This is a genomic window from Pseudomonas sp. NPDC087342 (assembly GCF_044744265.1).
Lineage (GTDB): Bacteria > Pseudomonadota > Gammaproteobacteria > Pseudomonadales > Pseudomonadaceae > Aquipseudomonas > Aquipseudomonas nunensis.
In genome coordinates this window covers 331,318-353,523 of sequence record NZ_JBIUXZ010000004.1, presented here as the reverse complement: position 1 = coordinate 353,523, position 22,206 = coordinate 331,318, and the positions used below count along the sequence as shown (strand labels likewise).

The following is a 22,206-nucleotide window of genomic DNA, read 5'->3' as shown; positions in this document are numbered from 1 at the left end:
TTCGCGGGCAAGCCTCGCTCCTACAAGGGCGAAGGCTTGCCCGCGAATGGGGTCGACTCGGTCTTAAGTGCGGTACTCGGCGTTGATCTTCACGTACTCGTGGGACAGGTCGGTGGTCCAGATGGTTTCGCTGCAATCGCCGCGACCCAGTTCGATACGGATGGTGATTTCTTCCTGCTGCATTACCGCCGAGCCCTGGGCTTCGGTGTAGGTCGAGGCGCGGGCGCCGTGGCTGGCGATGCATACTTCGCCGAGGAACACGTCGATCTTGCTCACGTCCAGGTCCGGCACGCCGGCACGGCCGACGGCGGCGAGGATGCGGCCCCAGTTCGGGTCGGAAGCGAACAGCGCGGTCTTGATGAGCGGCGAGTGCGCCACGGTGTAGCCGACGTCCAGGCATTCCTGGTGATTGCCGCCACCGTTGACTTCGACGGTCACGAACTTGGTCGCACCTTCGCCGTCACGCACGATGGCCTGGGCCACGTCCATGCAGACTTCGAACACCGCTTGCTTCAACTTGGCGAACAATTCACCGCTGGCGGAAGTGATTTCCGGCAGCGCAGCCTGACCGGTGGCGATCAGCATGCAGCAGTCGTTGGTCGAGGTGTCGCCGTCGATGGTGATGCGGTTGAACGACTTGTTGGCGCCGTCCAGCAGCAGGTTTTGCAGGACTTCACGGGAGACTTTGGCATCGGTGGCGATGTAGCCAAGCATGGTCGCCATGTTCGGACGGATCATGCCCGCGCCTTTGCTGATGCCGGTGACGGTGATGGTCACGCCGTCATGCTCGAACTGACGGCTGGCGCCTTTAGGCAAGGTGTCGGTGGTCATGATGCCGGTGGCGGCAGCTTCCCAATTGTTGATCGACAGGTCATCAAGAGCGGCTTGCAACGCACCTTCGATTTTCTCGACCGGCAGCGGCTCGCCGATCACACCGGTGGAGTACGGCAGCACCAGGCTGGCATCGACGCCGGTCAGTTCAGCGAGTTTCGCGCAGGTGCGCTCCGCAGCGGCCAGGCCAGGTGCACCGGTGCCGGCGTTGGCATTTCCGGTGTTGGTCAGCAAGTAACGCACCGGACCTTGCACACGCTGCTTGGCCAGGATCACGGGCGCGGCGCAAAACGCGTTCAGGGTGAACACACCCGCGACGGTGGAACCTTCGGCACAGCGCATGACCACGACATCCTTGCGCCCCGGGCGCTTGATGCCGGCCGAAGCGATACCGAGTTCAAAACCGGCAACCGGGTGCAACGTTGGCAAAGGACCAAGACCAACAGCCATGAATGCGCTCCTTAATAAATGATGTCTGCACCGCTTTCAGGAAGAACGGTAGGTTTAAATGGCAAAACGCCGCGACGGTTGATGCCGGTCGCGGCGCGGGTATTTCAGCGATTGAAACGGGTTTTACTGGATCTGCCCGTGGCAATGCTTGAATTTCTTGCCCGAACCGCAGTAGCACAGTTCGTTACGGCCCAGCTTCTGATCGTTGCGTACCGGTGCGGTGGCGAGGGCGACATCGACCTCTTCACCGAGCAGTTCCGGTTGCTCGAGACCCGGCGCTTCGTCGTGCTGGAACTGCATGCGGGCGGCCAGTGCTTCGGCTTCCTGACGCAGGCGTTGTTCTTCTTCGATCGGATCTTCGCGGCGAACCTGAACGTGGGACAGCACACGAATAGAGTCGCGCTTGATCGAATCCAGCAGCTCGGAGAACAGCGTGTACGACTCGCGCTTGTACTCTTGCTTCGGGTTCTTCTGCGCATAACCACGCAAGTGGATGCCGTGACGCAGGTGATCCATGGTCGACAGGTGGTCTTTCCACAGGTCGTCGAGTACACGCAGAACGATTTGCTTCTCGAAGGTGCGCAGCGCTTCGGCGCTCGCCTGCTCTTCTTTCTCGTTGTACGCCGCCAGCAGCTCGGTCATGAGCTTCTCGCGCAGGGTTTCTTCGTACAGGTGATCGTCTTCGTCGAGCCATTTCTGGATCGGCAACGCCACACCGAAGTCGCTCTGCAACGCGGCTTCCAGACCGGCAACGTCCCACTGCTCAGGCAACGATTGCGGTGGAATGTGCGCGCTGACGGTAGCGTTAAGCACGTCCTGACGGAAGTCAGCGATGGTTTCGCCAATGTTGTCGGCGGCCAGCAACGTGTTACGCATGTGATAGATCACTTTACGCTGTTCGTTGTTGACGTCATCGAACTCGAGCAATTGCTTGCGAATGTCGAAGTTGCGACCTTCAACCTTGCGCTGGGCCTTCTCGATGGCGTTGGTCACCATGCGGTGCTCGATCGCTTCACCGGACTGCATACCCAGGGCCTTCATGAAGTTCTTCACCCGGTCAGAGGCGAAGATGCGCATCAGGCTGTCTTCAAGCGACAGGTAGAAACGGCTGGAACCGGCGTCACCCTGACGACCAGCACGACCACGCAACTGGTTGTCGATACGGCGCGATTCGTGACGCTCGGAAGCAATTACCTGCAAGCCGCCGGACTCCAGCACTTGCTGGTGACGTTTCTGCCAGTCGGCCTTGATCTGGGCGATTTGCTCAGGTGTCGGGTCTTCCAGCGAAGCCACTTCCACTTCCCAGTTACCGCCCAACAGGATGTCGGTACCACGACCGGCCATGTTGGTGGCGATGGTCAGTGCGCCTGGGCGACCGGCCTGGGCAATGATCTCGGCTTCTTTTTCGTGGAACTTGGCGTTCAGAACCTTGTGTTCGATGCCTTCTTTCACGAGCAGGCTGGACATGTGTTCCGACGTTTCAATCGTTGCAGTACCCACCAGCACCGGACGGCCCTGGGTCATGCATTCCTTGATGTCGGCCACGATCGCGGCGTATTTCTCGTCCGCGGTGAGGAACACCAGGTCGTTGTAGTCTTTACGCGCCAGCGGCTTGTTCGGCGGGATAACCATCACCGACAGACCGTAGATCTGGTGGAATTCGAACGCTTCGGTGTCTGCAGTGCCGGTCATGCCGGACAGCTTGTTGTACAGACGGAAGTAGTTCTGGAACGTGGTCGAAGCCAGAGTCTGGCTTTCGGCCTGGATGTTCAGATTTTCCTTGGCTTCGATGGCCTGGTGCAGGCCTTCGGACAGACGACGGCCCGGCATGGTACGGCCGGTGTGTTCGTCGACCAGTACAACCTGACCGTCCTGCACGATGTATTCGATGTTGCGATGGAACAGCTTGTGCGCGCGCAAACCGGCATAAACGTGGGTCAGCAGGCCCAGGTTATGCGCCGAGTACAGGCTTTCGCCTTCAGCCAGCAGGCCGATACGGGTCAGCATTTCTTCGACGTACTGGTGACCGGCTTCGTTGAGTTCGACCTGACGGGTCTTCTCATCGACGGTGTAGTGGCCAGCCTTGGTGACTTCGCCTTCGACTTCTTCGACGTGCAGTTCCAGCTGCGGGATCAGTTTATTGATCTCGACATACATCTTGGAGCTGTCTTCAGCCTGACCGGAAATGATCAGCGGGGTACGGGCTTCGTCGATGAGGATGGAGTCGACTTCGTCGATCACGGCAAAATTGAGTTCGCGCTGGAATTTTTCTTCCATGCTGAACGCCATATTGTCGCGCAGGTAGTCGAAACCGAATTCGTTGTTGGTGCCGTAGGTAATGTCGGCGGCGTAAGCCAGGCGTTTTTCTTCCGGCGGCTGGAATGGGGTAACCACGCCGACCGTCATGCCGAGGAATTCGTACAGCGGACGCATCCAGTTGGCGTCACGACGGGCCAGGTAGTCGTTCACGGTAACAACGTGCACGCCTTTGCCGGACAGCGCGTTCAGGTAAACGCCCAGTGTTGCCACCAGGGTCTTGCCTTCACCGGTACGCATTTCCGCGATCATGCCTTCATGCAAGGTCATGCCGCCGATCAGCTGGACATCGAAGTGACGCATACCCATGACGCGCTTGCCGGCTTCGCGGGCGACCGCAAAGGCTTCTGGCAACAGCTTGTCGAGGGTTTCCCCTTTGGCGATGCGAGCCTTGAACTCATCAGTCTTGGCACGCAATTGATCGTCCGAAAGGGCCACCATTTGCTCTTCGAAGGCATTGACGAGTTGCACCGTCTTGAGCATGCGTTTGACTTCACGCTCGTTCTTGCTTCCAAAAAGTTTCTTTAACAAAGGCGCAAACATATCGGCAGGATCTTCCACACTAAAGGGATGGAGGGCGGCCCCGTGAGTCGCCCGTGCAGCCCTCATGGCCGCATGCGAACGAGCATTCTACCCGGAAACGATGGTGAGGAAAGTGGCGTTATTCCACGATGCATGCACTGCGCTGTTACGGGGCTCACTTAAAATAAGGGCTTTTTGCTGAACTTCAACCCATTCACGGTAGAAGTTACTTGTTGATTTAATGGGTAAAGCGCTCGCAAAGCAATGGGTCAGGTGCATCGGGTGCTTTCTGCTACCATGGCGGCTCTGTTACTTCAGGTGTCTGATCATGGCATTTCGCCCTCTCACGGCCAGAGCACCCGCCGTTCTGCTTCGCGAAGCCAAACCGCTGAAAGCCATTTTCGGCCAAGCTCAACGCCTGGGTCATTTACAACGCCTGGTGGAAAGCCAATTGCAGCCTGCCGCGCGTGAGCACTGTCATGTGGCTTCGTGGCGCGAAGGCAGTTTGTTGCTGATTGTCACCGATGGGCATTGGGCGACACGCCTGCGTTACCAGCAGAAGCGCCTGCAACGGCAATTGCAGTTGTTCGATGAGTTTGCCAGCCTGACCCGGATTCTGTTCAAGGTGCAACCACCGACCGTCCAGCAAGGCGCAGCAGGGCATACCATCAGTCTGTCCAGCGATGCGGGTGCGACCATTCAGGCGACGGCCGACGGGATCAGTGATCCGAATTTGCGCGCGGCGCTGGAGCGTCTTGCGGCGCACGCCAAACCCAAGGAATAACCGAATCCCGTAGGAGCGAGGCTTGCCCGCGAAGCTTTTGGTGCCCTTGAGGGCCTCTTCGCGGGCAAGCCTCGCTCCTACAGGGGATTAGCGTTTTTTGCTGCCACCGAGTAGCGACCCCATCAACCCGCGTACCAACTGTCGGCCCAATTGATTGGCCGCCTGTCGCATCGCCGATTTCAGTGCCTGCCCCGCCGCCGTGCCGAGGAATTCCCCGGCCTTGTCAGTGAAGCTTGGCTCTTCTGCCGCCGGTTTACCCGGTGTCGCGTCAGCCTCCGGCGCCAGGCCCTTGCGCCCCATCAACACTTCATACGCGGATTCACGATCAACCGGCTTGTCATAACGCCCCTTGAACGGCGACCCGGCGATCAACACGGTGCGTTCGGTTTCGGTCAACGGCCCGATCCTCGATTGTGGCGGTGCGACCAAGACCCGCTGGACCATCTCCGGCGTGCCCTTGTCCTGCAAGGTGCCGACCAGCGCCTCGCCGATTCCCAGTTCGGTCAACACCGACAAGGCGTCAAACGCCGGGTTCGGCCGGAAGCCGTCAGCCACCGCGCGCAGGGATTTCTGTTCCTTGGCGGTGAATGCCCGCAAGCCATGCTGGACCCGCAGGCCGAGTTGGGCCAGCACGTCGTCCGGCAAGTCGCCTGGGGACTGGGTGACGAAATACACGCCGACACCTTTGGAGCGAATCAACCGCACCACTTGCTCCAGACGCTCCTGCAACGCCTTGGGGGTGTCGGCGAACAACAAGTGCGCTTCGTCGAAAAACAACGCCAGCAGCGGTTTGTCCGCATCGCCACGTTCCGGCAGTTGCTCGAACAACTCCGCCAGCAGCCACAGCAGGAACGTCGCGTAGACCTTCGGCGCTTCGTGCACCAGACGGCTGGCATCGAGCAAGTGAATGCGCCCGCGGCCATCGGCGGTCGGTTGCAGGATGTCTTCGAGTTGCAGCGCCGGTTCGCCGAACAAGGCTTCCGCGCCCTGTTGCTCCAGGATCGCCAGGCGTCGTAGCAGGGCCTGACTGGAGCCGGTGGTCATCAATGCCGCGTCGTCGCCCAGCAATTGCGGGTTGTCGCGCAGGTGATTGAGCAGCGCTTTCAAATCCTTGAGGTCCAGCAGCAACAGGCCTTCGCGGTCCGCGACCTTGAATGCGGCATACAGCGCCGACTGCTGGCTGTCGCTCAATTCCAACAGGGCGCCGATCAGCAGCGGGCCCATTTCACTCAGGGTGGTGCGCAATGGATGACCAGACTCGCCGTGAATATCCCACAGGGTCACGGGATACGCCTGGGGTTTGTAGTTCAGCCACGGCATCCCGGCGATCCGCTCGGCGACCTTGCCCTGCGGGTTGCCGGCGGCGCCCAGACCACACAGGTCACCCTTGATGTCGGCGGCAAACACCGCCACGCCGGCGTCGCTGAAAGCTTCGGCCAAGCGCTGCAACGTGACGGTCTTGCCGGTGCCGGTGGCGCCCGCGACCAGACCGTGACGGTTCGCCAGGCGCATGGCCTGGGCGATCGGCTGCCCGGCTTGGTCAGCACCGAGAACGAGTTGCGATGAGTCAGGCATTTTGTCACCCATGGTTAATCTTTGATCCTTCACGGCCGATAAAAAGAAGTGAGAAACACGACTGAAAAGAGCCTCGGTAGTCCCTTAAGGAGAGACGGAATATCAGCTTGATTTCAACACTGCCCATTTTGCGCGTCTTTATAAAAGCACGCCTTGGACATATAAGACCTTAGCGGACACCCCAAGCCATGAATAAAAATCTGCGCTTCAGCCATAAGATACTGCTTGCCGCCGCCCTGATCGTCATTGCTGCCTTTGCCTCGTTCACGCTGTACAACGACTATTTGCAACGCAATGCGATTCGCGAAGACCTGGACAACTACCTCAACGAAATGGGCGAGGTCACAGCCAGTAACATTCAAACCTGGCTGACCGGTCGCATCCTGCTGATCGACAACCTTGCGCAAAACATCGCCATCAACCCTGAACAGTCCACCGTCGCCAGCCTGCTTGAACAGAAAGCCCTGACGTCGACGTTCATGGCGTCCTACCTCGGCGACGCCACCGGCCACTTCAGCATCCGCCCGGATGTAAAGATGCCTGACGGCTTCGACCCACGGGTTCGCCCTTGGTACAAAGGCGCCGAAAGCAGCAGCACGGCGACCCTGACCGAACCGTATATCGACGCGGCCACCGGCCAGACCATCATTTCCATCGCCACCGCCTCGAAAAAGGCCGGACAAAGCGTCGGTGTAGTGGGCGGCGACCTGAGCCTGCAAACCTTGATCGATACCCTCAGCGCCCGGGATTTCGACGGCATGGGTTATGCCTTTCTGGTCAGCGCCGATGGCAAGATCCTGGTGCACCCGGACAAAGCCCTGGTGATGAAATCCCTCAGCGAGGCTTACCCGAAAAATACCCCGCGCATCAGCAGCGATTACAGTGAAGTCGAAGTCGATGGCAAAACCCGCATCGTGACCTTCACCGCGATCAAAGGCCTGCCGTCGGTCAATTGGTACATCGGCCTGTCCGTGGACAAGGACAAAGCCTTCGCCATGCTCAGCGAGTTCCGCGCCTCGGCGGTGATTGCGACGGTGATTGCCGTCGCCATCATCATCGCCCTGCTCGGCATGCTGATCCGCATCCTGATCCAGCCGCTGCACGTCATGACCCGCGCGATGGAAGACATCGCCGACGGTGAAGGCGACCTGACCAAACGCCTGACGATTCAAAACCAGGACGAATTCGGCGTCCTCGGTACCGCTTTCAACCGGTTCGTGGAGCGGATTCATACGTCGATCCGCGAAGTGTCCTCGGCCACCGGCCAAGTCAACGAAGTCGCCCTGCGTGTGGTCGCGGCTTCGAACTCGTCGATGTTCAATTCCGACCAGCAGGCTTCGCGCACCAACAGCGTGGCTGCAGCGATCAACCAGCTCGGCGCCGCCGCCCAGGAAATTGCGCGCAACGCCGCGCAAGCGTCGAACCAGGCCAGCGATGCCCGCAGCCTGGCCGAAGATGGCCAGCAAGTGGTGGATCGCAGCATCAAGGCGATGAATCAGCTGTCGAGCATGCTCAGTGCGTCGAGCACCAACATCGAGTCGCTGAACAGCAAAACCGTGAACATCGGGCAGATTCTCGAAGTGATCACCAGCATCTCCCAACAAACCAACCTGCTGGCGCTCAACGCTGCGATTGAAGCGGCGCGTGCCGGTGAGGCCGGACGTGGTTTCGCGGTGGTGGCCGACGAGGTGCGCAACCTGGCGCACCGTACCCAGGAATCGGCGCAACAGGTGCAGACCATGATCGAGGAGCTGCAAGTCGGCGCCCGGGAATCCGTCAGCACCATGAGCGAAAGCCAGCGCCACAGCCAGGACAGCGTAGAAATCGCCAACCTGGCCGGCGAACGCCTGAACAGCGTGACCTTGCGCATCGGCGAGATCGACGGCATGAACCAGTCGGTGGCGACCGCGACCGAGGAGCAGACAGCCGTGGTGGAGTCGATCAACGTCGACATCACCGAGATCAACACGCTGAACCAGGAAGGCGTGGAAAACCTGCAATCGACGTTGCGCGCGTGTTCGGACCTGGAACAGCAGGCGGCGCGGTTGAAGCAGTTGGTGGGCAGTTTCCGTATTTAGGTTGTATTTGAGGGCCTCTTCGCGGGCAAGCCTCGCTCCTACAAGGGATCACACAACCCTGTAGGAGCGAGGCTTGCCCGCGAAGGCGGTCTGCAAAACCCCGAAACACCTCGCTGCCCCCCCGCCCGCAAAACCCCAAACGAACATCTATCCTTCATAAAGGTCAACCTAGGGAGAGGACCGGACCGGAGGGATGTTCATCGTGCATATCGCGGACATAACCATGTTCTACGCCCCTGCGAGCGGTGGCGTGCGCACTTATCTGGATGCCAAGCACCGTCGCCTCGGCGTAAAGCCGGGCATTCGTCACAGCCTGTTGATACCGGGCAAACACTTCAGCGAACAAGACGGTGTGTATCAGGTCCCCGCCCCCGCCCTGCCCTTCGGCAAGGGTTATCGTTTTCCTCTCCGTTTGGCGCCATGGCGCAATGTCTTGCAGGATCTGCAACCCGACCTGATCGAAGTCGGCGACCCGTACCTCACCGCGTGGGCGGCGCTGGATGCGCGGCGGCAACTGGATGTGCCAGTGATCGGCTTCTATCACTCGGACCTGCCATTACTGGTCAGCAATCGCATGGGAAATTGGGTGACCAATAATGTCGAGGCCTACGTCAGCAAGCTCTATGGCAACTTCGACCGGGTGCTCGCGCCGAGCCAGGTCATGGCGAATAAGCTGATCGGCCTCGGCGTACGCAATGTGTTCGTGCAGCCCCTGGGCGTCGACTTGCAAACCTTTAACCCCACTGCCCGCGACCCCGGTCTGCGGGCCGAACTGGGCATTGCTGAAGACACCCGACTACTGATCTTCGCCGGTCGCGGTTCCAAGGAGAAAAACCTGCCAGTGCTGCTCAACTGCATGCGTCGCCTGGGGCCTCGCTATCATTTGTTGCTGGTGGGTTCCTCGATGCCGGCGCAGGTGCCGGACAACGTCACGGTGGTGGATGAGTTCTGCCCGGCGCCGCAAGTCGCACGGTTGATGGCCAGCGCCGATGCGCTGCTGCATGCGGGCGACCAGGAAACCTTCGGCCTGGTGATCCTCGAAGCCATGGCCAGTGGTATTCCAGTGGTGGCGGTGGCGGCCGGGGCTTTTCAGGAAATTGTCACCGAGCAATGCGGCCTGCTCTGCACACCGAACAATCCACTGGCCATGGCCAACGCCGTTCGCGAGTTGTTCAGCCGCGGCAGCGTCACGCTCGGCGAACAAGCCCGGCAGCATGTCGAACGGCATTACGCCTGGGACGCGGTGGTCAACAGCCTGCTCGGCCATTATCACGCCGTGCTCGGCACTCAATGGCCGCTGACCGCCAATGGTTGAGTCCACGCCCCCACCGGCGTTGCTGTTGGTGCTGCACGATGTGGCGCCGCAGACCTGGGCCGATTACCAACCTTTTGTCGACGCCGTCGATGCCTTGGGCGGCGTGCCGATAACCTGGCTGGTGGTGCCCGACTTCCACAAACACAACGATCTGGAGGCACATCCAGGTTTTCGGCGGATGTTGAGCGGTCGTGTCGACCGGGGCGATGAACTGGCGCTGCACGGTTACTTTCATTGTGACGACAGTCCGCCGGCCACCACGCCTAAAGACTGGTTCATGCGGCGCATCTACACCCACGAAGGCGAGTTCTATAGCCTGTCCCAGGCAGCAGCGCTCGCCCGCCTGCGCGCCGGTATCGAAGTGTTTCAGCGTTACCGTTGGCCCTTGCAGGGCTTCGTCGCTCCGGCCTGGCTGATGAGCGAAGGCACGCGCCAAGCGTTGCGTCAGCTGCCATTGAGTTACACCAGCGATTCGCAACACCTGTATCGTTTGCCGGACTTCAGCCCGATTGATGCTCCGGGACTGGTCTGGAGTGCACGCAGTGCCTGGCGCCGCGGGCTGTCGAAACTGCTCAGCGATCAACGCGAACAGCGCTGGCAGCAAGCGCCGGTGATTCGCCTGGGTTTGCACCCGGTGGACATGCGCCATGGATTTTCCCGCGATTACTGGCTACAAACCCTTAAACGCTTACTCGACGAGGGCCGTGTGCCAATGACCAAGGCCAACTGGCTGACGCTGCACCAAGACCGAATCGGCCGCGCCGCATGAGTCGCGGGATTCTGCTGTTCCTCGCCCTGCTCGCGGCGGTAATGATCCCGTTGGTGCTGGGCGGCAACGAAACCTGGTCGCGCCTGCAAAGCTTTCCGTTGAGCGGTTTGCTGATCATGTTCGGCATGATCTTGCTGTGCTGGGTGGTCAACACCATGCGCCTGCGCCTGTTGCTGGGCGATCAGCGCGACAAGGTCAGCCGCGTCAAAAGCCTCGGCGTGGTAATGGCCGCCGAATTTGCCTACTGCGCCACACCCGGCGGCAGTGGCGGGCCGCTAACCATCATGGCCCTGCTGGCCCGCAACGGCGTGCGCCCGGCCAGGGGCAGCGCAGTGTTTGCCATGGATCAGTTGAGCGATCTGCTGTTTTTCCTCTGCGCCCTGAGCGGGATTCTGATTTACGCGTTGTTCCAGCACCTCAGCCAGCGCATGGAATGGCTGCTGACGGTCAGCGCCATCTCGATGTTCGGCGGGTTGGTCAGTTGCGTGGTCGTGGCGCGTTATCACCGTTTGTTGATTCGCCTGAGCGGCCGGCTTCTGGCGCGTCTGAATGTCAAAGCCACCACACGCCTGCGCTGGGCGCGAAAACTCCTGCACTTTCTGGCGGCGTTCACTGACACGTTGAAGCTGCCTTATCAGACGTTGATCAAAGTTTTTGCCTTGACCTGTGTGCATTGGGTTTTGCGCTACAGCGTGTTGTACCTGGCGTTGCGCGGGCTTGGGGCGGATTTGCAGTGGGCCTGGAGTTTTCTGATCCAGATGCTTTCGCTGAGTGCGGGGCAATTCAGCCTGTTGCCGGGCGGTGCCGGGGCGGCGGAATTGACGTCGGCGGCGCTGTTGGCACCGATGGTGGGGAAATCCACCGCGGCGGCGGCGATTCTGATCTGGCGGGCAGTGACGTATTACTTTTATCTGGTGGTCGGCGGGCCGGTGTTTTTAATAATGCTCGGGCGGCCGCTGCTCAAGAAGTTGATGAAGTTCAAGCAAGCCTGAAGCCCAATGCAGGAGCGAGGCTTGCCCGCGAAGACGGTGGGACATTCAATATTGATGTTGGCAGGCACAGCGCTTTCGCGGGCAAGCCTCGCTCCTACAGGTGTGATGAGTTTCCCCGTAGGAGTTCTTTTCAGGGTTTAACCCCTTCATCGTCGGACTCCGGCTTCACCTTCTCCCATAACTCGGCAGCACCGGGAAACTCCGTGCCGTCCTCCGGGCTCATGTCGTCCGGGTCATAACGACTCAAGCAACCCTCGCCTAATGTGGCGGGCGCCTTGGAAGTGGCTTTGTCCAGTGGATCGGCCATGGTCAATGTCCTCAGTGCAGAAACGGCGAAGGGCCTGAAGCGATTGAACGCTCAGGCCCTTCGAATTTCAACTGCGCGGTGGTTAGAACACGACAGTTTTATTGCCGTGCACCAGCACGCGGTCTTCCAGGTGATAACGCAAACCACGGGCCAGCACCATCTTCTCGACATCGCGGCCGAAGCGCACCATGTCTTCGATGCTGTCGCTGTGGCTGACGCGCACCACGTCTTGCTCGATGATCGGACCGGCGTCTAGTTCTTCGGTGACGTAGTGGCACGTGGCGCCAATCAACTTCACGCCACGCAGGGAAGCCTGGTGGTACGGCTTGGCCCCGACGAACGACGGCAGGAAGCTGTGGTGAATGTTAATCACCTTGTGGGCATATTCGCTGCACAACTCCGGCGGCAGAATCTGCATGTAACGAGCAAGTACTACCACTTCGGCATCGTGCTGTTTAACCAGCCGCGAAACTTCAGCAAAGGCAGGCTCTTTGTCCTGCGGATTGACCGGTACGTGGTAGTAAGGAATGCCGTGCCACTCGACCATGCTGCGCAAGTCATCATGGTTGGAAATCACGCAGGAAATTTCGCAGTCCAGTTCATCGCTGTGCCAGCGGTGCAACAAGTCCGCCAGGCAATGGGATTCACGACTGGCCATCAACACCACGCGTTTTTTCTGCGCGGTATCGGTAATGCGCCAGTTCATCGAGAACTCTTCGGCAATCGGCGCGAACGCTTCGCGAAAGGCTTCGAGGCCGAAAGGCAGCGAATCGGCACGAATTTCGTGACGCATGAAGAACCAGCCACTGAGATTATCCGAGTGATGGCTCGCTTCAGTGATCCAGCCGTTATGTGACGCCAGAAAGTTACTGACTTTAGCAACGATGCCGACGCGGTCCGGGCAAGCAATCACCAGCCGAAAAGTGCGCATGAGGGTCAAACTCCAGAACTTCGCAAAGGCCGCCATTCTAGCGACTGCGCAGCAAAACTGCAGTATTGATGACGTCCTGATCTGCACGCCGTGCAGCGCCGCAGTTTTTTGGTCGCGCCCCCGGCACGCGCGATGGTGTTCTTGCAGCCCATCTTCAAGAGATCAATTGTGAATATCTGTGTTGATTCCCCTGACAGTATTTAACAACACATCAAATTTGTGACGGACTCACCGCAACTAAATTAAATAAACTCCGGTTAAATGTTTACTTGATGAAACAGCCTGACTATTATTGCCGCACTGTCCCTGCCATCCCGCGACCTACATAAGGTAGTCCTCAATGTCCTTGATCAACGAATACCGCGCCACCGAAGAAGCTATCAAAGAGCTGCAAGCCCGTTTGAAGAATCTGTCCCAAGACGACAAACTGCAAACCGAGCTGGAATTCGAAGGCAAACTGCGCACCCTGATGGGTGAATACTCCAAATCCCTGCGTGACATCATCGCGCTGTTGGATCCAGAGTCCAAAACCAAAGCACCACGCGGCGGCGCAGTAAAAACTACCGGCACCAAGCGTGCTCGCAAAGTTAAACAATACAAAAACCCGCACAACGGCGAAGTCATCGAAACCAAAGGTGGCAACCACAAAACTCTGAAAGAGTGGAAAGCCAAGTGGGGCGGTGACGTGGTTGAAGGCTGGGCTACCCTGCTGGGCTAAGCCGCACGCCTGTCGCAGACCGGTTCTGTGACAAAAAAGAACGCCAGCTGATGCTGGCGTTTTTTTATGCCTGGCATTCAGGCGACTTCATTCGAATTCAAAGACTCAAACGTTTGCGTAATGCCTGGACATAATTCTGCCATTCATTGAGTACCTGTTGCTGAAACGGTGTAGCACTTATCGTCAATTGAGCCGTCGCCTGCGCAAAAGATTCGAGGGTATTAGGCGCCCCCCACTCAGGAGCAGACAAACGTTGCTGACAAAACATCCGCCAGCGTTCTTGCTCTTCGAAATTCAACGTATCGGGGAAGTTGCGTGCGCGATATCGAAACAATAATTCCGGTAAACGTTCATCATCGAACGGCCATTGTTGTTGCGCTAATTGCACTGGGTCAGAGGCCCGGACTTGCTCACATAGACGCCGGTCCCGATCACCGATAAATCCATCGTATAACTGTTGCTCCGGGTCCTGGCTCGTGGCGAAATCTTCGCTGGCATAAATCGCCATGACTTTATCTCGCCAAACTTGTTGTGCGTCACTTAGCCGCAGTGCCCGCGCCTGATATAGCGCCATATCCAGCCCCAGCCGTTGCTGATCTTCAGGACGAAGTACCGACAGCGGTGCCACCACCGGGCACTTATTGATATGAATGAGTTTGAGCGGTACCGGCAGCTCGCCTTCCGCCAGATCATCACGGCGGGTATACAAGCGCTGACGCAACGTCTCGGCATCCAGGTCGAGCAAGCCCTGGGGGTCCAGGTGCAGGTCACAGACGATCAGTGCGTTCTTGTTTCGCGGGTGCCAGGCCAAAGGCAACACCACACCGACAAAACTGCGCGCCGCCGAGAATCGCCCGGAAATGTGCACCATCGGTTGCAACAGCCGAACCTGATCCATCACCTTTTGTTTACTGCGCAACTGGAACAGCCAGTCATACAGCTTCGGTTGTTTTTCCCGGACCAGACGGGCCAGGGCAATCGTCGCTCGTACGTCCGACAAGGCTTCGTGGGCATTGCCGTGATCGATGTTATTGGCGACCGTCAGGCGATCCAGCTTCAACGTCACCCGCCCTTCGTCGTCCGTGGGCCAGGCCAGGCCATCAGGGCGCAAGGCATAGGCAGCGCGCACCACATCGATCAGGTCCCAGCGACTGTTGCCGCCCTGCCACTCGCGGGCATACGGATCGAAAAAGTTTCGATACAGGCTGTAACGGGTCATCTCGTCGTCAAAACGCAACGTGTTGTAACCGGCGCCACAGGTGCCGGGGGCCGCAAGCTGGGCATGCACCCGGGTCATGAAATCGGCTTCGCTCAAGCCTTGTTCGGCCAGACGACCCGGCGTGATGCCAGTGATCGCGCACGCTGCCGGATGCGGCAGGATGTCGTCACTGGGCTGGCAATACAGATTGACCGGCTCGTCTATTTCATTGAGGTCAAAGTCGGTGCGAATCCCGGCGACTTGCAGCGGGCGGTCGCAACGGGGGTTGATGCCAGTGGTTTCATAGTCGTACCAGAAGATGGAGGTCACGGGCTATTCCTGAACTGAAGACCGGCGAAGTCTAGGCGCAGACCAGTCGCTGCGGCCAGTCATCTTGTCATTCAATCATTTACGGCCTTGCATCGTGCAATACATAGTTATGTCGTTTTCACCCGAGAGGCTGCTAGCATCGGACAGACATTGAATCCCGATCCGGCCACATCACTCAGGTTGCCCATGCTCGAGACCACAGCACTGCCAAGGAAAGCGACGCTGTCCCCGCCTCTGGACACGCGGTATCAAGTCGAAACGCCGGAAGGTATCGACTTGCCGCTGCGTCCGGCCGGGTTGATGGTCCGTGCACTGGCGTTCAGCATCGACCTTGGTTTGCGCGGGTTGATCCTTGGTCTGTTGTTTTTCGTCCTGGCGTTTCTCGGCAAACTCGGTGCAGGGCTGGGCTCGATCCTGCTGTTCGGGGTCAGTTGGTGGTACATGGTGTTGTTCGAAGTGTTCAACCAGGGCCGCTCGCCGGGCAAGCAGTGGATGGGCCTGCGCGTGGTACAGGACGACGGCACGCCGGTTGGCTGGTCGGCCTCGCTGCTGCGCAACCTGCTGCGTTTTGTCGACCTGCTGCCGTTCGGCTACTTCCTAGGCGCCATCAGTTGCCTGCAACATCCCACCTTCAAACGCCTGGGCGACATTGCCGCCGGTACGCTGGTGATCTACAGCGAAAAACCGCTGACCCGCCCCGACCTGCCCGACGCCCAACCCCGGCGCCCGACTTTTGCCCTGACCCTCACCGAACAGCGCGCCGTCCTCGGTTTTGCCGAACGCCAGGGCGAGCTCTCCCCGGCACGAGTGAATGAACTGGCGAGCATCCTCGCCCAACCGTTGCAGGTTCCGGCGCCAAGGGCTGTGGCCGAACTCAACGGCATCGCCCGCGGCTTGTTGGGCCCCACATGAAGCAAAGCCTTTTCGAGAGTCGCCACAAGGCCGAATGGGAGCAATTCGCCCTCATCCTCGACCGCCTGGAACGGGGCAAGGACGCCTCACGCATCGCCAGTTTTCCGAAAGACTATCGTCGCCTCTGTCACCATTTGGCCTTGGCCCGGGAGCGCGGTTACAGCAGTTTCCTGGTGGACTCGTTGCAGCATCAGGTGCTGCGCGGGCATCAACAGTTTTATCGGCATCGCAGCCGACTGGGGGCCAACGCGCTGGCGTTTATCCTGGCCGGCTTCCCACGCCTGGTGCGCCAACAGTGGCCCTTCGTGCTTGCCGCCGGGCTGATGTTTTTTGGCAGTCTGGTCGGTATGGGTTTGCTGGTGTATTTCTTCCCGGACCTGATCTACAACCTGATCCCGGCCGATCAGGTCAGCGAAATGCAAAGCATGTACGACCCGGTCGCCGGGCACCTTGGGCGTTCGGCCGAACGGGCGGCCAGCGAAGACTGGGTGATGTTCGGCTACTACATCATGCACAACATCGGTATTGCCTTTCAGACCTTCGCCAGCGGTTTGCTGTTTGGCCTGGGCAGTGCGTTTTTCCTGTTCTTCAACGGCTTGACCATCGGCGCGGTGGCCGGGCACCTGACCCACATCGGCTACGGGCAAACCTTCTGGTCATTTGTGATGGGTCACGGGGCTTTCGAGTTGAGCGCGATCGCCTTGTCCGGCGCCGCTGGTTTGCAACTGGGCTGGGCCTTGATTGCACCGGGGCGCCTGTCCCGAGCCGAAGCGTTGCGCTTCGCCGCGCGCAAAAGCGTGTTGCTGATTTGCGGGGTGATGCTGTTTCTGCTGATTGCAGCGTTTATCGAAGCTTATTGGTCATCCATGACCGCGCCGACGCCGCTGACCAAATACCTGGTCGGCGCCGCGCTCTGGATTCTGATGGCGCTGTATCTGCTGTTCGCCGGACGGACTCGCCATGCGCCTGAGTGACGCCACGGTGGTGATTCGCCCACGCAATACCTGGGAAGCCATGGACCTCGGTGTGCTGCTGACGCAACGGCATCGCCGGTTGTTGATGACCAGTTGGGCCATCGTGACCTTGCCGGTGTTCATCCTGCTCAGCCTGCTGCTGTGGGATTCGCCGTCACTGGCGGTGTTCATTTTCTGGTGGCTCAAACCGGCGTTCGAACGGCTGCCGTTGTACATCCTCTCGAAAACCCTGTTCGGTGAAACGCCAACGCTCAAACAAGCGCTGCGCGAATGGCCACGACTGCTCAAACCGCAATTGCTGGCCAGCCTGACCTGGCGCCGCCTCAGCCTGAGCCGCAGCTTCCTGATGCCGGTGGTGCAACTCGAAGGCCTGGACGGCACGGCCCGCCAACAACGCTTGCGCGTGCTGCTGCAACGCAACGCTGGCGCCGCGCAGTGGCTGACGATCATCGGCGTACACCTGGAAAGCGCCTTGTGGATCGGCATGATGGTGCTGTTCTACTTGCTGCTGCCGCAACAGATCGAACTCGACTGGGACTGGCAAACCCTCATCGCCGCGACTACTCACGATTGGCGCTGGCTGGAACACCTGACCAATGCCTTCTACGCGTTGGTGCTGGTGGTGTGGGAACCGATCTATGTGGCCTGCGGTTTCAGCCTCTACCTGAACCGGCGCACGGTGCTGGAAGCCTGGGACATCGAACTGGTATTCCGCCGGATGCGCCAGCGTCTGGGCAGCGCGGCGGTCGCCCTGTTGCTGGCGGTGCTGGTGATGATGCCGACAGCGCAAAGCGTCTGGGCCGCCGAGCCGGTGATTTCGCCGGACACGCCACGTCTGCTGGACCAACCCCTGACCAGTCAGGCGTCCCGTGACAGCATCAAGGCGATCCTTGAGCAGCCGCCGTTCAAGAACAAGGAATCCGTCACTCGCTATCGTTTTGGTGAAGACAAACCCGCCACTCAGACCAAAACGGACGACGGCACCACGCCCGAATGGTTGAAGGCGCTGCTGCGGCTGCTGGACAACCCTCGCTTCGGTGCCTTGGCGACGCTGATCGAAGTGTTGCTGTGGGGCGCCGTGATCGCGGCCATCGGGTTATTGATCTGGCGCTATCGCGACTGGTTGCAAGCGTTTGTCAGCCGCCGGCCAACCCGGCGCCACAAGGTGGAACGCCCGGCGCCGAAGCAACTGTTCGGGCTGGACGTGCATCACGAAACCCTGCCCACCGATGTCGCCGCCAGTGCCGAAGCGCTCTGGCAGACCAACCCTCGCGAGGCCCTCGGCCTGCTATATCGGGCGCTGCTCAGTCGTTTGCTGCATGACTTCAATCTGCCCCTGAAAGACGCCGACACCGAAGGCCAGGTGCTGGAACGCATCGGGCAACTGCAGCAACCGGCGTTGCTGGCCTTCAGTCAAACCCTGACCCGCCACTGGCAGAACCTGGCCTATGGGCATCGCCTGCCGCCAGCGCAGTTGCAACAGGAACTCTGTGACGGCTGGCGCGCGCTGTTCAATCCGGGAGCCGCCCGTTGAACCGGCGTGGGTGGCAGGTCCTCGGCGCGGTGCTCGCGGTGCTATTCGGCGCGTTGTGCTTTTATCTGTACTTAAAGGCCACTCCTTATCAGGAGATCGTCGATCACGGCCCCTCCCCCGAAGCCCGAGCCAACCCGTATCTGGCGGCGGAGCAGTTTCTGCGCAAACACGCTGTGCCTGTCACCCACGCCAACAGCCTCGACGTGCTGCCCGGTATCGATCCGCGCCAGCACAGCCTGTTGCTGTTCGGCGACCGCTCGAACATGACCCCGCGCCAGATCGATCAGGTCCTGAACTGGACCCGCGCCGGCGGGCGCCTGGTATTTGTCGCAGAGTCGTTGTGGGATGAGAAAACCGGCCAGAGCAATGACCTGCTGCTCGACCGGGTGCAGTTGCATCAATCCCTGAGCAAAGACCTCAAGGACCTACCCCCCGATCCAGACCCCGATCCTTATCCGAACCTGACCAAGCTCTACCTGGAAGACGAAGACGCCCCTGCCTACGTCAGTTTCGACACCGCGTTCCATCTCGAAGATCCGAAGAACCTCGCACAGGCCTGGGCCAACAGTGGCAAGGCCACGCACATGATGCAACTGAACCACGGCCTCGGTTCGATCACCGTGGTCACCGACGCCGACCTGTGGAAAGCCCCGGCCATCGAGCAATACGACAATGCCTGGCTGCTCTGGTACTTGAACGCCGACACTAGCGTGACGCTGCTGTACAACACCGATCACGATTCACTGCTGACCTTACTGCTGCGGTATTTCCCCCAGGCGCTGGTCGCCCTCGCCGCGCTGATCGGCCTCGCTTGCTGGCACGTCGGCGTGCGCCATGGCCCGTTGCTGCAACCGGCCCCGCGAGCCCGTCGCCAACTTCAGGAACATCTGCGCGCCAGCGCCGATTTCATGCTGCGCCACCATGGGCAGGACAGCCTGTTGCACGGTTTGCAGCAAGACATCTTGCGCCGTGCCCGCCGCCGTCATCCCGGTTTCGAACACTTGGCGGTTGCCGAACAATGGCTGGTGCTCGCGCGCCTGACCCGGCAACCCACCCGCGCCATCAGCCAGGCCCTGAGCCCGCGCCCGAAACAGCGGCTGTCCAGCGCTGAGTTCAGCCGTCAGGTCGCCCACCTGCAAACCTTGAGGAATGCCTTATGAGTGACATCGAGCCCGGCACACCCAACCACGCCGCCCAGCAACGTCAGCGCGCCAGCCAATTGGCCCAGGCGGTGCGCAGCGAATTGCAGAAAGCCGTGATCGGCCAGGACATCGTGATCGATAACGTGCTCACCGCGCTGATTGCCGGTGGCCATGTATTGCTCGAAGGCGTGCCGGGGCTGGGCAAGACCTTGCTGGTCCGCGCCCTCGCCCGCTGCTTCGGGGGCGAGTTCGCACGTATCCAGTTCACCCCGGACCTGATGCCCAGCGACGTCACCGGGCATGCGGTGTACGACCTGCAGACCGAGCAGTTCAAACTGCGCAAGGGCCCACTGTTCACCAACCTGTTGCTCGCCGACGAGATCAACCGCGCACCGGCGAAAACTCAAGCCGCGCTACTTGAAGCGATGCAGGAACGCCAGGTCACCCTCGAAGGCCGGGCACTGCCGATCGCGCAACCGTTCATGGTGCTCGCCACGCAAAACCCGATCGAACAGGAAGGCACTTACGCCCTGCCGGAAGCCGAACTGGATCGGTTCATGCTCAAGGTGCGCATGGACTATCCCGACGCCGAGCAGGAGTTGGACATGGTGCGCCAGGTCACCCGTTCGACCCGCGCCGACATGCTTGATGTGCAGCCACTGCGCACCGTGCTGCAAGCCAAGGACGTGATGGCGCTGCAACGGATCGCCAGCGACTTGCCCCTCGACGAACAGGTGCTCGACTACGCGATCCGCCTGGCCCGCGCCACGCGCACCTGGCCCGGCCTGACTCTCGGCGCCGGGCCACGCGCCTCGATTGCGCTGGTGCGTTGTGCCCGGGCGCGAGCGTTGTTGCGTGGTGGCGAGTTCGTGATCCCGGATGACATCAAGGGCTGTGCACTGGCGGTGTTGCGCCATCGCGTACGGATTGCACCGGAGCTGGATATTGAAGGGCTGGACGTCGATCAGGTGTTGGGCCAGATGCTCGAACAAGTCCCGGCACCGCGCCTGTGATCGCCACCATGTACACAACCCCTGTGGCGAGGGAGCTTGCTCCCGCTGAGCAGCGAAGCGGCCGCAAAATTTCAGGTTCAGCAGATTTACGACTGCTGCGCAGCCGAACGGGAGCAAGCTCCCTCGCCACAGAAAGCGCGCGCCTATGAAGCCTTCTCGCCTCTTGCTGATCTGGCTATCCGTCCTGCTCGCCCTGGGCATCGCGCTGGGAACATTGCGGGCGCTAGATATCGCGATGCCGAAAAACCTACAATCGATCAGTTGGGCGTTGTTGCTGGCGCTGCTGGTACTGGCGGTCTACGACGCCATCCGTCTCAAGCGCCTGCCTTCGCCGCGCCTCAAACGGTTAATGCCCGGCGGTCTGGCGCTTGGCCGCTGGGGCGAAGTGCAGTTAGAGCTTGAGCATGATTTTGCCCAGCCGCTGAACGTGCAGATCTTCGATCACGCCCCCGACGGCCTGAGCGTCGAACACCTGCCACAAGCCGTCGAACTGCAACCCGGCCAGCGCAGCCTGATCCGCTACCGCCTGCGGCCTCTAAGGCGCGGGCACTTCGCCTTCGAACATTGCGAAATCAACCTGCCAAGCCCACTGGGCCTGTGGTCCGGCAAACGCTTGCTGACCGCGACCGACAGCACCCGCGTCTACCCGGACTTCGCCCGCCTCTACGGCGGCCAGTTGCTGGCGGTGGACAACTGGCTGAGCCAGCTCGGCGTTCGCCAGCGCCAGCGCCGAGGCCTGGGGCTGGAGTTTCACCAGTTGCGTGAATTTCGCGAAGGCGACAGCCTGCGCCAGATCGACTGGAAAGCCACCGCCCGCCAGCGCACACCGATTGCCCGGGAGTACCAGGACGAACGCGACCAGCAGGTTATTTTCATGCTTGATTGCGGCCGACGGATGCGCAGCCAGGACGGCGAACTCAGCCATTTCGACCATGCGCTGAATGCCTGCCTGCTGCTCAGCTACGTGGCCTTGCGCCAGGGCGATGCGGTGGGCCTGAGTACTTTTGCCTGTGATCAACCGCGCTACCTCGCCCCGGTCAAAGGCCCAGGCCAGCTCAAGGTCTTGCTCAACGGCGTTTACGACCTCGACAACACCCAGCGCCCCGCCGACTATCAGGCCGCCGTCAGCCAGTTGCTGGCGCGGCAGAAACGCCGGTCACTGGTGGTGCTGGTCACCAACCTGCGCGATGAAGATGACGATGAACTGCTCAACGCCGTGCAACGCCTTGGGCAACAGCACCGGGTGATGGTGGCCAGCCTGCGCGAAGACACCCTCGACGAACTGCGCCAAGCGCCGGTGCAAACCTTGCCTGAAGCGTTGATGTATTGCGGCACGGTGGATTACTTGAATGCAAGGGCCGAACTGCATGAGCGGTTGAGTGCGAATGGTGTGCCGATGCTCGATGCGCGGCCCGCAGACTTGGGTACGACGCTGGTGACGCAATACTTGAGCTGGAAGAAAGCGGGGATGTTTTAACCCCCGTCATATCCCCACCACGGCGGGTGTCTACACCA

At 60.2% G+C, this 22,206-nt stretch carries 18 protein-coding genes and 1 pseudogene; 13 read left to right on the top strand and 6 right to left on the bottom strand.

The window, feature by feature from the left end; translation table 11 throughout:
- Nucleotides 1–63 precede the first annotated feature (63 nt).
- Nucleotides 64–1,281, bottom strand: coding sequence for a bifunctional glutamate N-acetyltransferase/amino-acid acetyltransferase ArgJ (argJ, locus tag ACIOYV_RS13925; RefSeq protein ID WP_401324380.1), 1,218 nt, complete (start codon nt 1,279–1,281; stop codon nt 64–66).
- 123 nt (nt 1,282–1,404) lie between these two features.
- Nucleotides 1,405–4,140: a preprotein translocase subunit SecA gene (gene secA, locus ACIOYV_RS13920; RefSeq protein WP_163912543.1), complete on the bottom strand. Its 2,736-nt coding sequence runs from the start codon at nt 4,138–4,140 to the stop codon at nt 1,405–1,407.
- Nucleotides 4,141–4,447: 307 nt separating this feature from the next.
- Between secA and ACIOYV_RS13915 the strand changes: the two genes are divergently transcribed.
- Entirely contained in the window at nt 4,448–4,903 is a 456-nt protein-coding gene (locus ACIOYV_RS13915) for a DUF721 domain-containing protein (RefSeq protein ID WP_290028171.1), read from the top strand.
- Nucleotides 4,904–4,990: 87 nt separating this feature from the next.
- On the opposite strand, the gene ACIOYV_RS13910 is transcribed toward ACIOYV_RS13915, so the two are convergent.
- Entirely contained in the window at nt 4,991–6,478 is a 1,488-nt protein-coding gene (locus ACIOYV_RS13910; protein ID WP_401324377.1) for a helicase HerA-like domain-containing protein, read from the bottom strand.
- Between the two features lie 188 nt (nt 6,479–6,666).
- Here ACIOYV_RS13910 and ACIOYV_RS13905 point away from each other — a divergent pair.
- The 5 genes and pseudogenes from ACIOYV_RS13905 to ACIOYV_RS13885 form a co-directional block, all read left to right on the top strand.
- Nucleotides 6,667–7,698 (top strand): annotated as a pseudogene (locus tag ACIOYV_RS13905) (cache domain-containing protein); the annotation flags it as partial.
- A gap of 93 nt (nt 7,699–7,791) precedes the next feature.
- Entirely contained in the window at nt 7,792–8,556 is a 765-nt protein-coding gene (locus tag ACIOYV_RS13900) for a methyl-accepting chemotaxis protein (RefSeq protein WP_375538741.1), read from the top strand.
- 193 nt (nt 8,557–8,749) lie between these two features.
- A complete protein-coding gene (locus ACIOYV_RS13895; RefSeq protein ID WP_401324375.1) occupies nt 8,750–9,871 on the top strand; it encodes a glycosyltransferase family 4 protein in 1,122 nt (373 codons plus the stop codon).
- Nucleotides 9,864–10,640: a DUF2334 domain-containing protein gene (locus tag ACIOYV_RS13890; RefSeq protein ID WP_401324373.1), complete on the top strand. Its 777-nt coding sequence runs from the start codon at nt 9,864–9,866 to the stop codon at nt 10,638–10,640. The genes ACIOYV_RS13895 and ACIOYV_RS13890 overlap by 8 nt, the downstream gene beginning before the upstream one ends.
- Nucleotides 10,637–11,632 carry a YbhN family protein gene (locus ACIOYV_RS13885; RefSeq protein WP_401324371.1) on the top strand — a complete coding sequence of 332 codons (996 nt, stop codon included), beginning with the start codon at nt 10,637–10,639 and terminating at the stop codon, nt 11,630–11,632. Before ACIOYV_RS13890 ends, ACIOYV_RS13885 begins: the two co-directional genes overlap by 4 nt.
- A 130-nt stretch (nt 11,633–11,762) precedes the next feature.
- On the opposite strand, the gene ACIOYV_RS13880 is transcribed toward ACIOYV_RS13885, so the two are convergent.
- Both ACIOYV_RS13880 and purU read right to left on the bottom strand, forming a co-directional pair.
- The gene (locus tag ACIOYV_RS13880) at nt 11,763–11,939 is read right to left on the bottom strand and encodes a hypothetical protein (protein WP_401324369.1); all 177 of its coding nucleotides are present in this window, start codon (nt 11,937–11,939) and stop codon (nt 11,763–11,765) included.
- An 82-nt stretch (nt 11,940–12,021) separates the two neighbouring features.
- Nucleotides 12,022–12,870, bottom strand: coding sequence for a formyltetrahydrofolate deformylase (gene purU, locus ACIOYV_RS13875; protein WP_054045042.1), 849 nt, complete (start codon nt 12,868–12,870; stop codon nt 12,022–12,024).
- Nucleotides 12,871–13,210: 340 nt separating this feature from the next.
- Here purU and mvaT point away from each other — a divergent pair, with 340 nt between their 5' ends.
- Complete coding sequence (mvaT, locus tag ACIOYV_RS13870; protein ID WP_007933316.1) at nt 13,211–13,588, top strand: histone-like nucleoid-structuring protein MvaT; 378 nt, start codon at nt 13,211–13,213, stop codon at nt 13,586–13,588.
- Between the two features lie 97 nt (nt 13,589–13,685).
- On the opposite strand, the gene sbcB is transcribed toward mvaT, so the two are convergent.
- The gene (sbcB, locus tag ACIOYV_RS13865; RefSeq protein WP_401324367.1) at nt 13,686–15,116 is read right to left on the bottom strand and encodes an exodeoxyribonuclease I; all 1,431 of its coding nucleotides are present in this window, start codon (nt 15,114–15,116) and stop codon (nt 13,686–13,688) included.
- 186 nt (nt 15,117–15,302) lie between these two features.
- On the opposite strand from sbcB, the gene ACIOYV_RS13860 reads away from it, so the two are divergent.
- The 6 genes from ACIOYV_RS13860 to ACIOYV_RS13835 all read left to right on the top strand — a co-directional run bounded on the left by ACIOYV_RS13860 (nt 15,303) and on the right by ACIOYV_RS13835 (nt 22,168).
- Entirely contained in the window at nt 15,303–16,028 is a 726-nt protein-coding gene (locus tag ACIOYV_RS13860) for an RDD family protein (RefSeq protein WP_401324365.1), read from the top strand.
- Complete coding sequence (locus ACIOYV_RS13855) at nt 16,025–17,002, top strand: stage II sporulation protein M (RefSeq protein ID WP_401324363.1); 978 nt, start codon at nt 16,025–16,027, stop codon at nt 17,000–17,002. Before ACIOYV_RS13860 ends, ACIOYV_RS13855 begins: the two co-directional genes overlap by 4 nt.
- Nucleotides 16,989–18,536, top strand: coding sequence for a DUF4129 domain-containing protein (locus tag ACIOYV_RS13850; protein WP_401324361.1), 1,548 nt, complete (start codon nt 16,989–16,991; stop codon nt 18,534–18,536). The genes ACIOYV_RS13855 and ACIOYV_RS13850 overlap by 14 nt, the downstream gene beginning before the upstream one ends.
- Complete coding sequence (locus ACIOYV_RS13845) at nt 18,533–19,696, top strand: DUF4350 domain-containing protein (protein ID WP_401324359.1); 1,164 nt, start codon at nt 18,533–18,535, stop codon at nt 19,694–19,696. Before ACIOYV_RS13850 ends, ACIOYV_RS13845 begins: the two co-directional genes overlap by 4 nt.
- On the top strand, nt 19,693–20,691 hold the full coding sequence (locus ACIOYV_RS13840) for an AAA family ATPase (RefSeq protein WP_401324357.1): 999 nt from the start codon (nt 19,693–19,695) through the stop codon (nt 20,689–20,691). The genes ACIOYV_RS13845 and ACIOYV_RS13840 overlap by 4 nt, the downstream gene beginning before the upstream one ends.
- Nucleotides 20,692–20,836: 145 nt before the next feature.
- On the top strand, nt 20,837–22,168 hold the full coding sequence (locus ACIOYV_RS13835; RefSeq protein WP_401324355.1) for a DUF58 domain-containing protein: 1,332 nt from the start codon (nt 20,837–20,839) through the stop codon (nt 22,166–22,168).
- The last annotated feature ends 38 nt before the right edge of the window (nt 22,169–22,206 follow it).

Coding starts and splice junctions, on each gene's coding strand:
- argJ (WP_401324380.1), bottom strand. CDS start 1,281: ATGGCTGTTGGTCTTGGTCCTTTGCCAACGTTGCACCCGGTTGCCGGT.
- secA (WP_163912543.1), bottom strand. CDS start 4,140: ATGTTTGCGCCTTTGTTAAAGAAACTTTTTGGAAGCAAGAACGAGCGT.
- ACIOYV_RS13915 (WP_290028171.1), top strand. CDS start 4,448: ATGGCATTTCGCCCTCTCACGGCCAGAGCACCCGCCGTTCTGCTTCGC.
- ACIOYV_RS13910 (WP_401324377.1), bottom strand. CDS start 6,478: ATGCCTGACTCATCGCAACTCGTTCTCGGTGCTGACCAAGCCGGGCAG.
- ACIOYV_RS13900 (WP_375538741.1), top strand. CDS start 7,792: ATGTTCAATTCCGACCAGCAGGCTTCGCGCACCAACAGCGTGGCTGCA.
- ACIOYV_RS13895 (WP_401324375.1), top strand. CDS start 8,750: ATGTTCATCGTGCATATCGCGGACATAACCATGTTCTACGCCCCTGCG.
- ACIOYV_RS13890 (WP_401324373.1), top strand. CDS start 9,864: ATGGTTGAGTCCACGCCCCCACCGGCGTTGCTGTTGGTGCTGCACGAT.
- ACIOYV_RS13885 (WP_401324371.1), top strand. CDS start 10,637: ATGAGTCGCGGGATTCTGCTGTTCCTCGCCCTGCTCGCGGCGGTAATG.
- ACIOYV_RS13880 (WP_401324369.1), bottom strand. CDS start 11,939: ATGGCCGATCCACTGGACAAAGCCACTTCCAAGGCGCCCGCCACATTA.
- purU (WP_054045042.1), bottom strand. CDS start 12,870: ATGCGCACTTTTCGGCTGGTGATTGCTTGCCCGGACCGCGTCGGCATC.
- mvaT (WP_007933316.1), top strand. CDS start 13,211: ATGTCCTTGATCAACGAATACCGCGCCACCGAAGAAGCTATCAAAGAG.
- ACIOYV_RS13860 (WP_401324365.1), top strand. CDS start 15,303: ATGCTCGAGACCACAGCACTGCCAAGGAAAGCGACGCTGTCCCCGCCT.
- ACIOYV_RS13855 (WP_401324363.1), top strand. CDS start 16,025: ATGAAGCAAAGCCTTTTCGAGAGTCGCCACAAGGCCGAATGGGAGCAA.
- ACIOYV_RS13850 (WP_401324361.1), top strand. CDS start 16,989: ATGCGCCTGAGTGACGCCACGGTGGTGATTCGCCCACGCAATACCTGG.
- ACIOYV_RS13840 (WP_401324357.1), top strand. CDS start 19,693: ATGAGTGACATCGAGCCCGGCACACCCAACCACGCCGCCCAGCAACGT.
- ACIOYV_RS13835 (WP_401324355.1), top strand. CDS start 20,837: ATGAAGCCTTCTCGCCTCTTGCTGATCTGGCTATCCGTCCTGCTCGCC.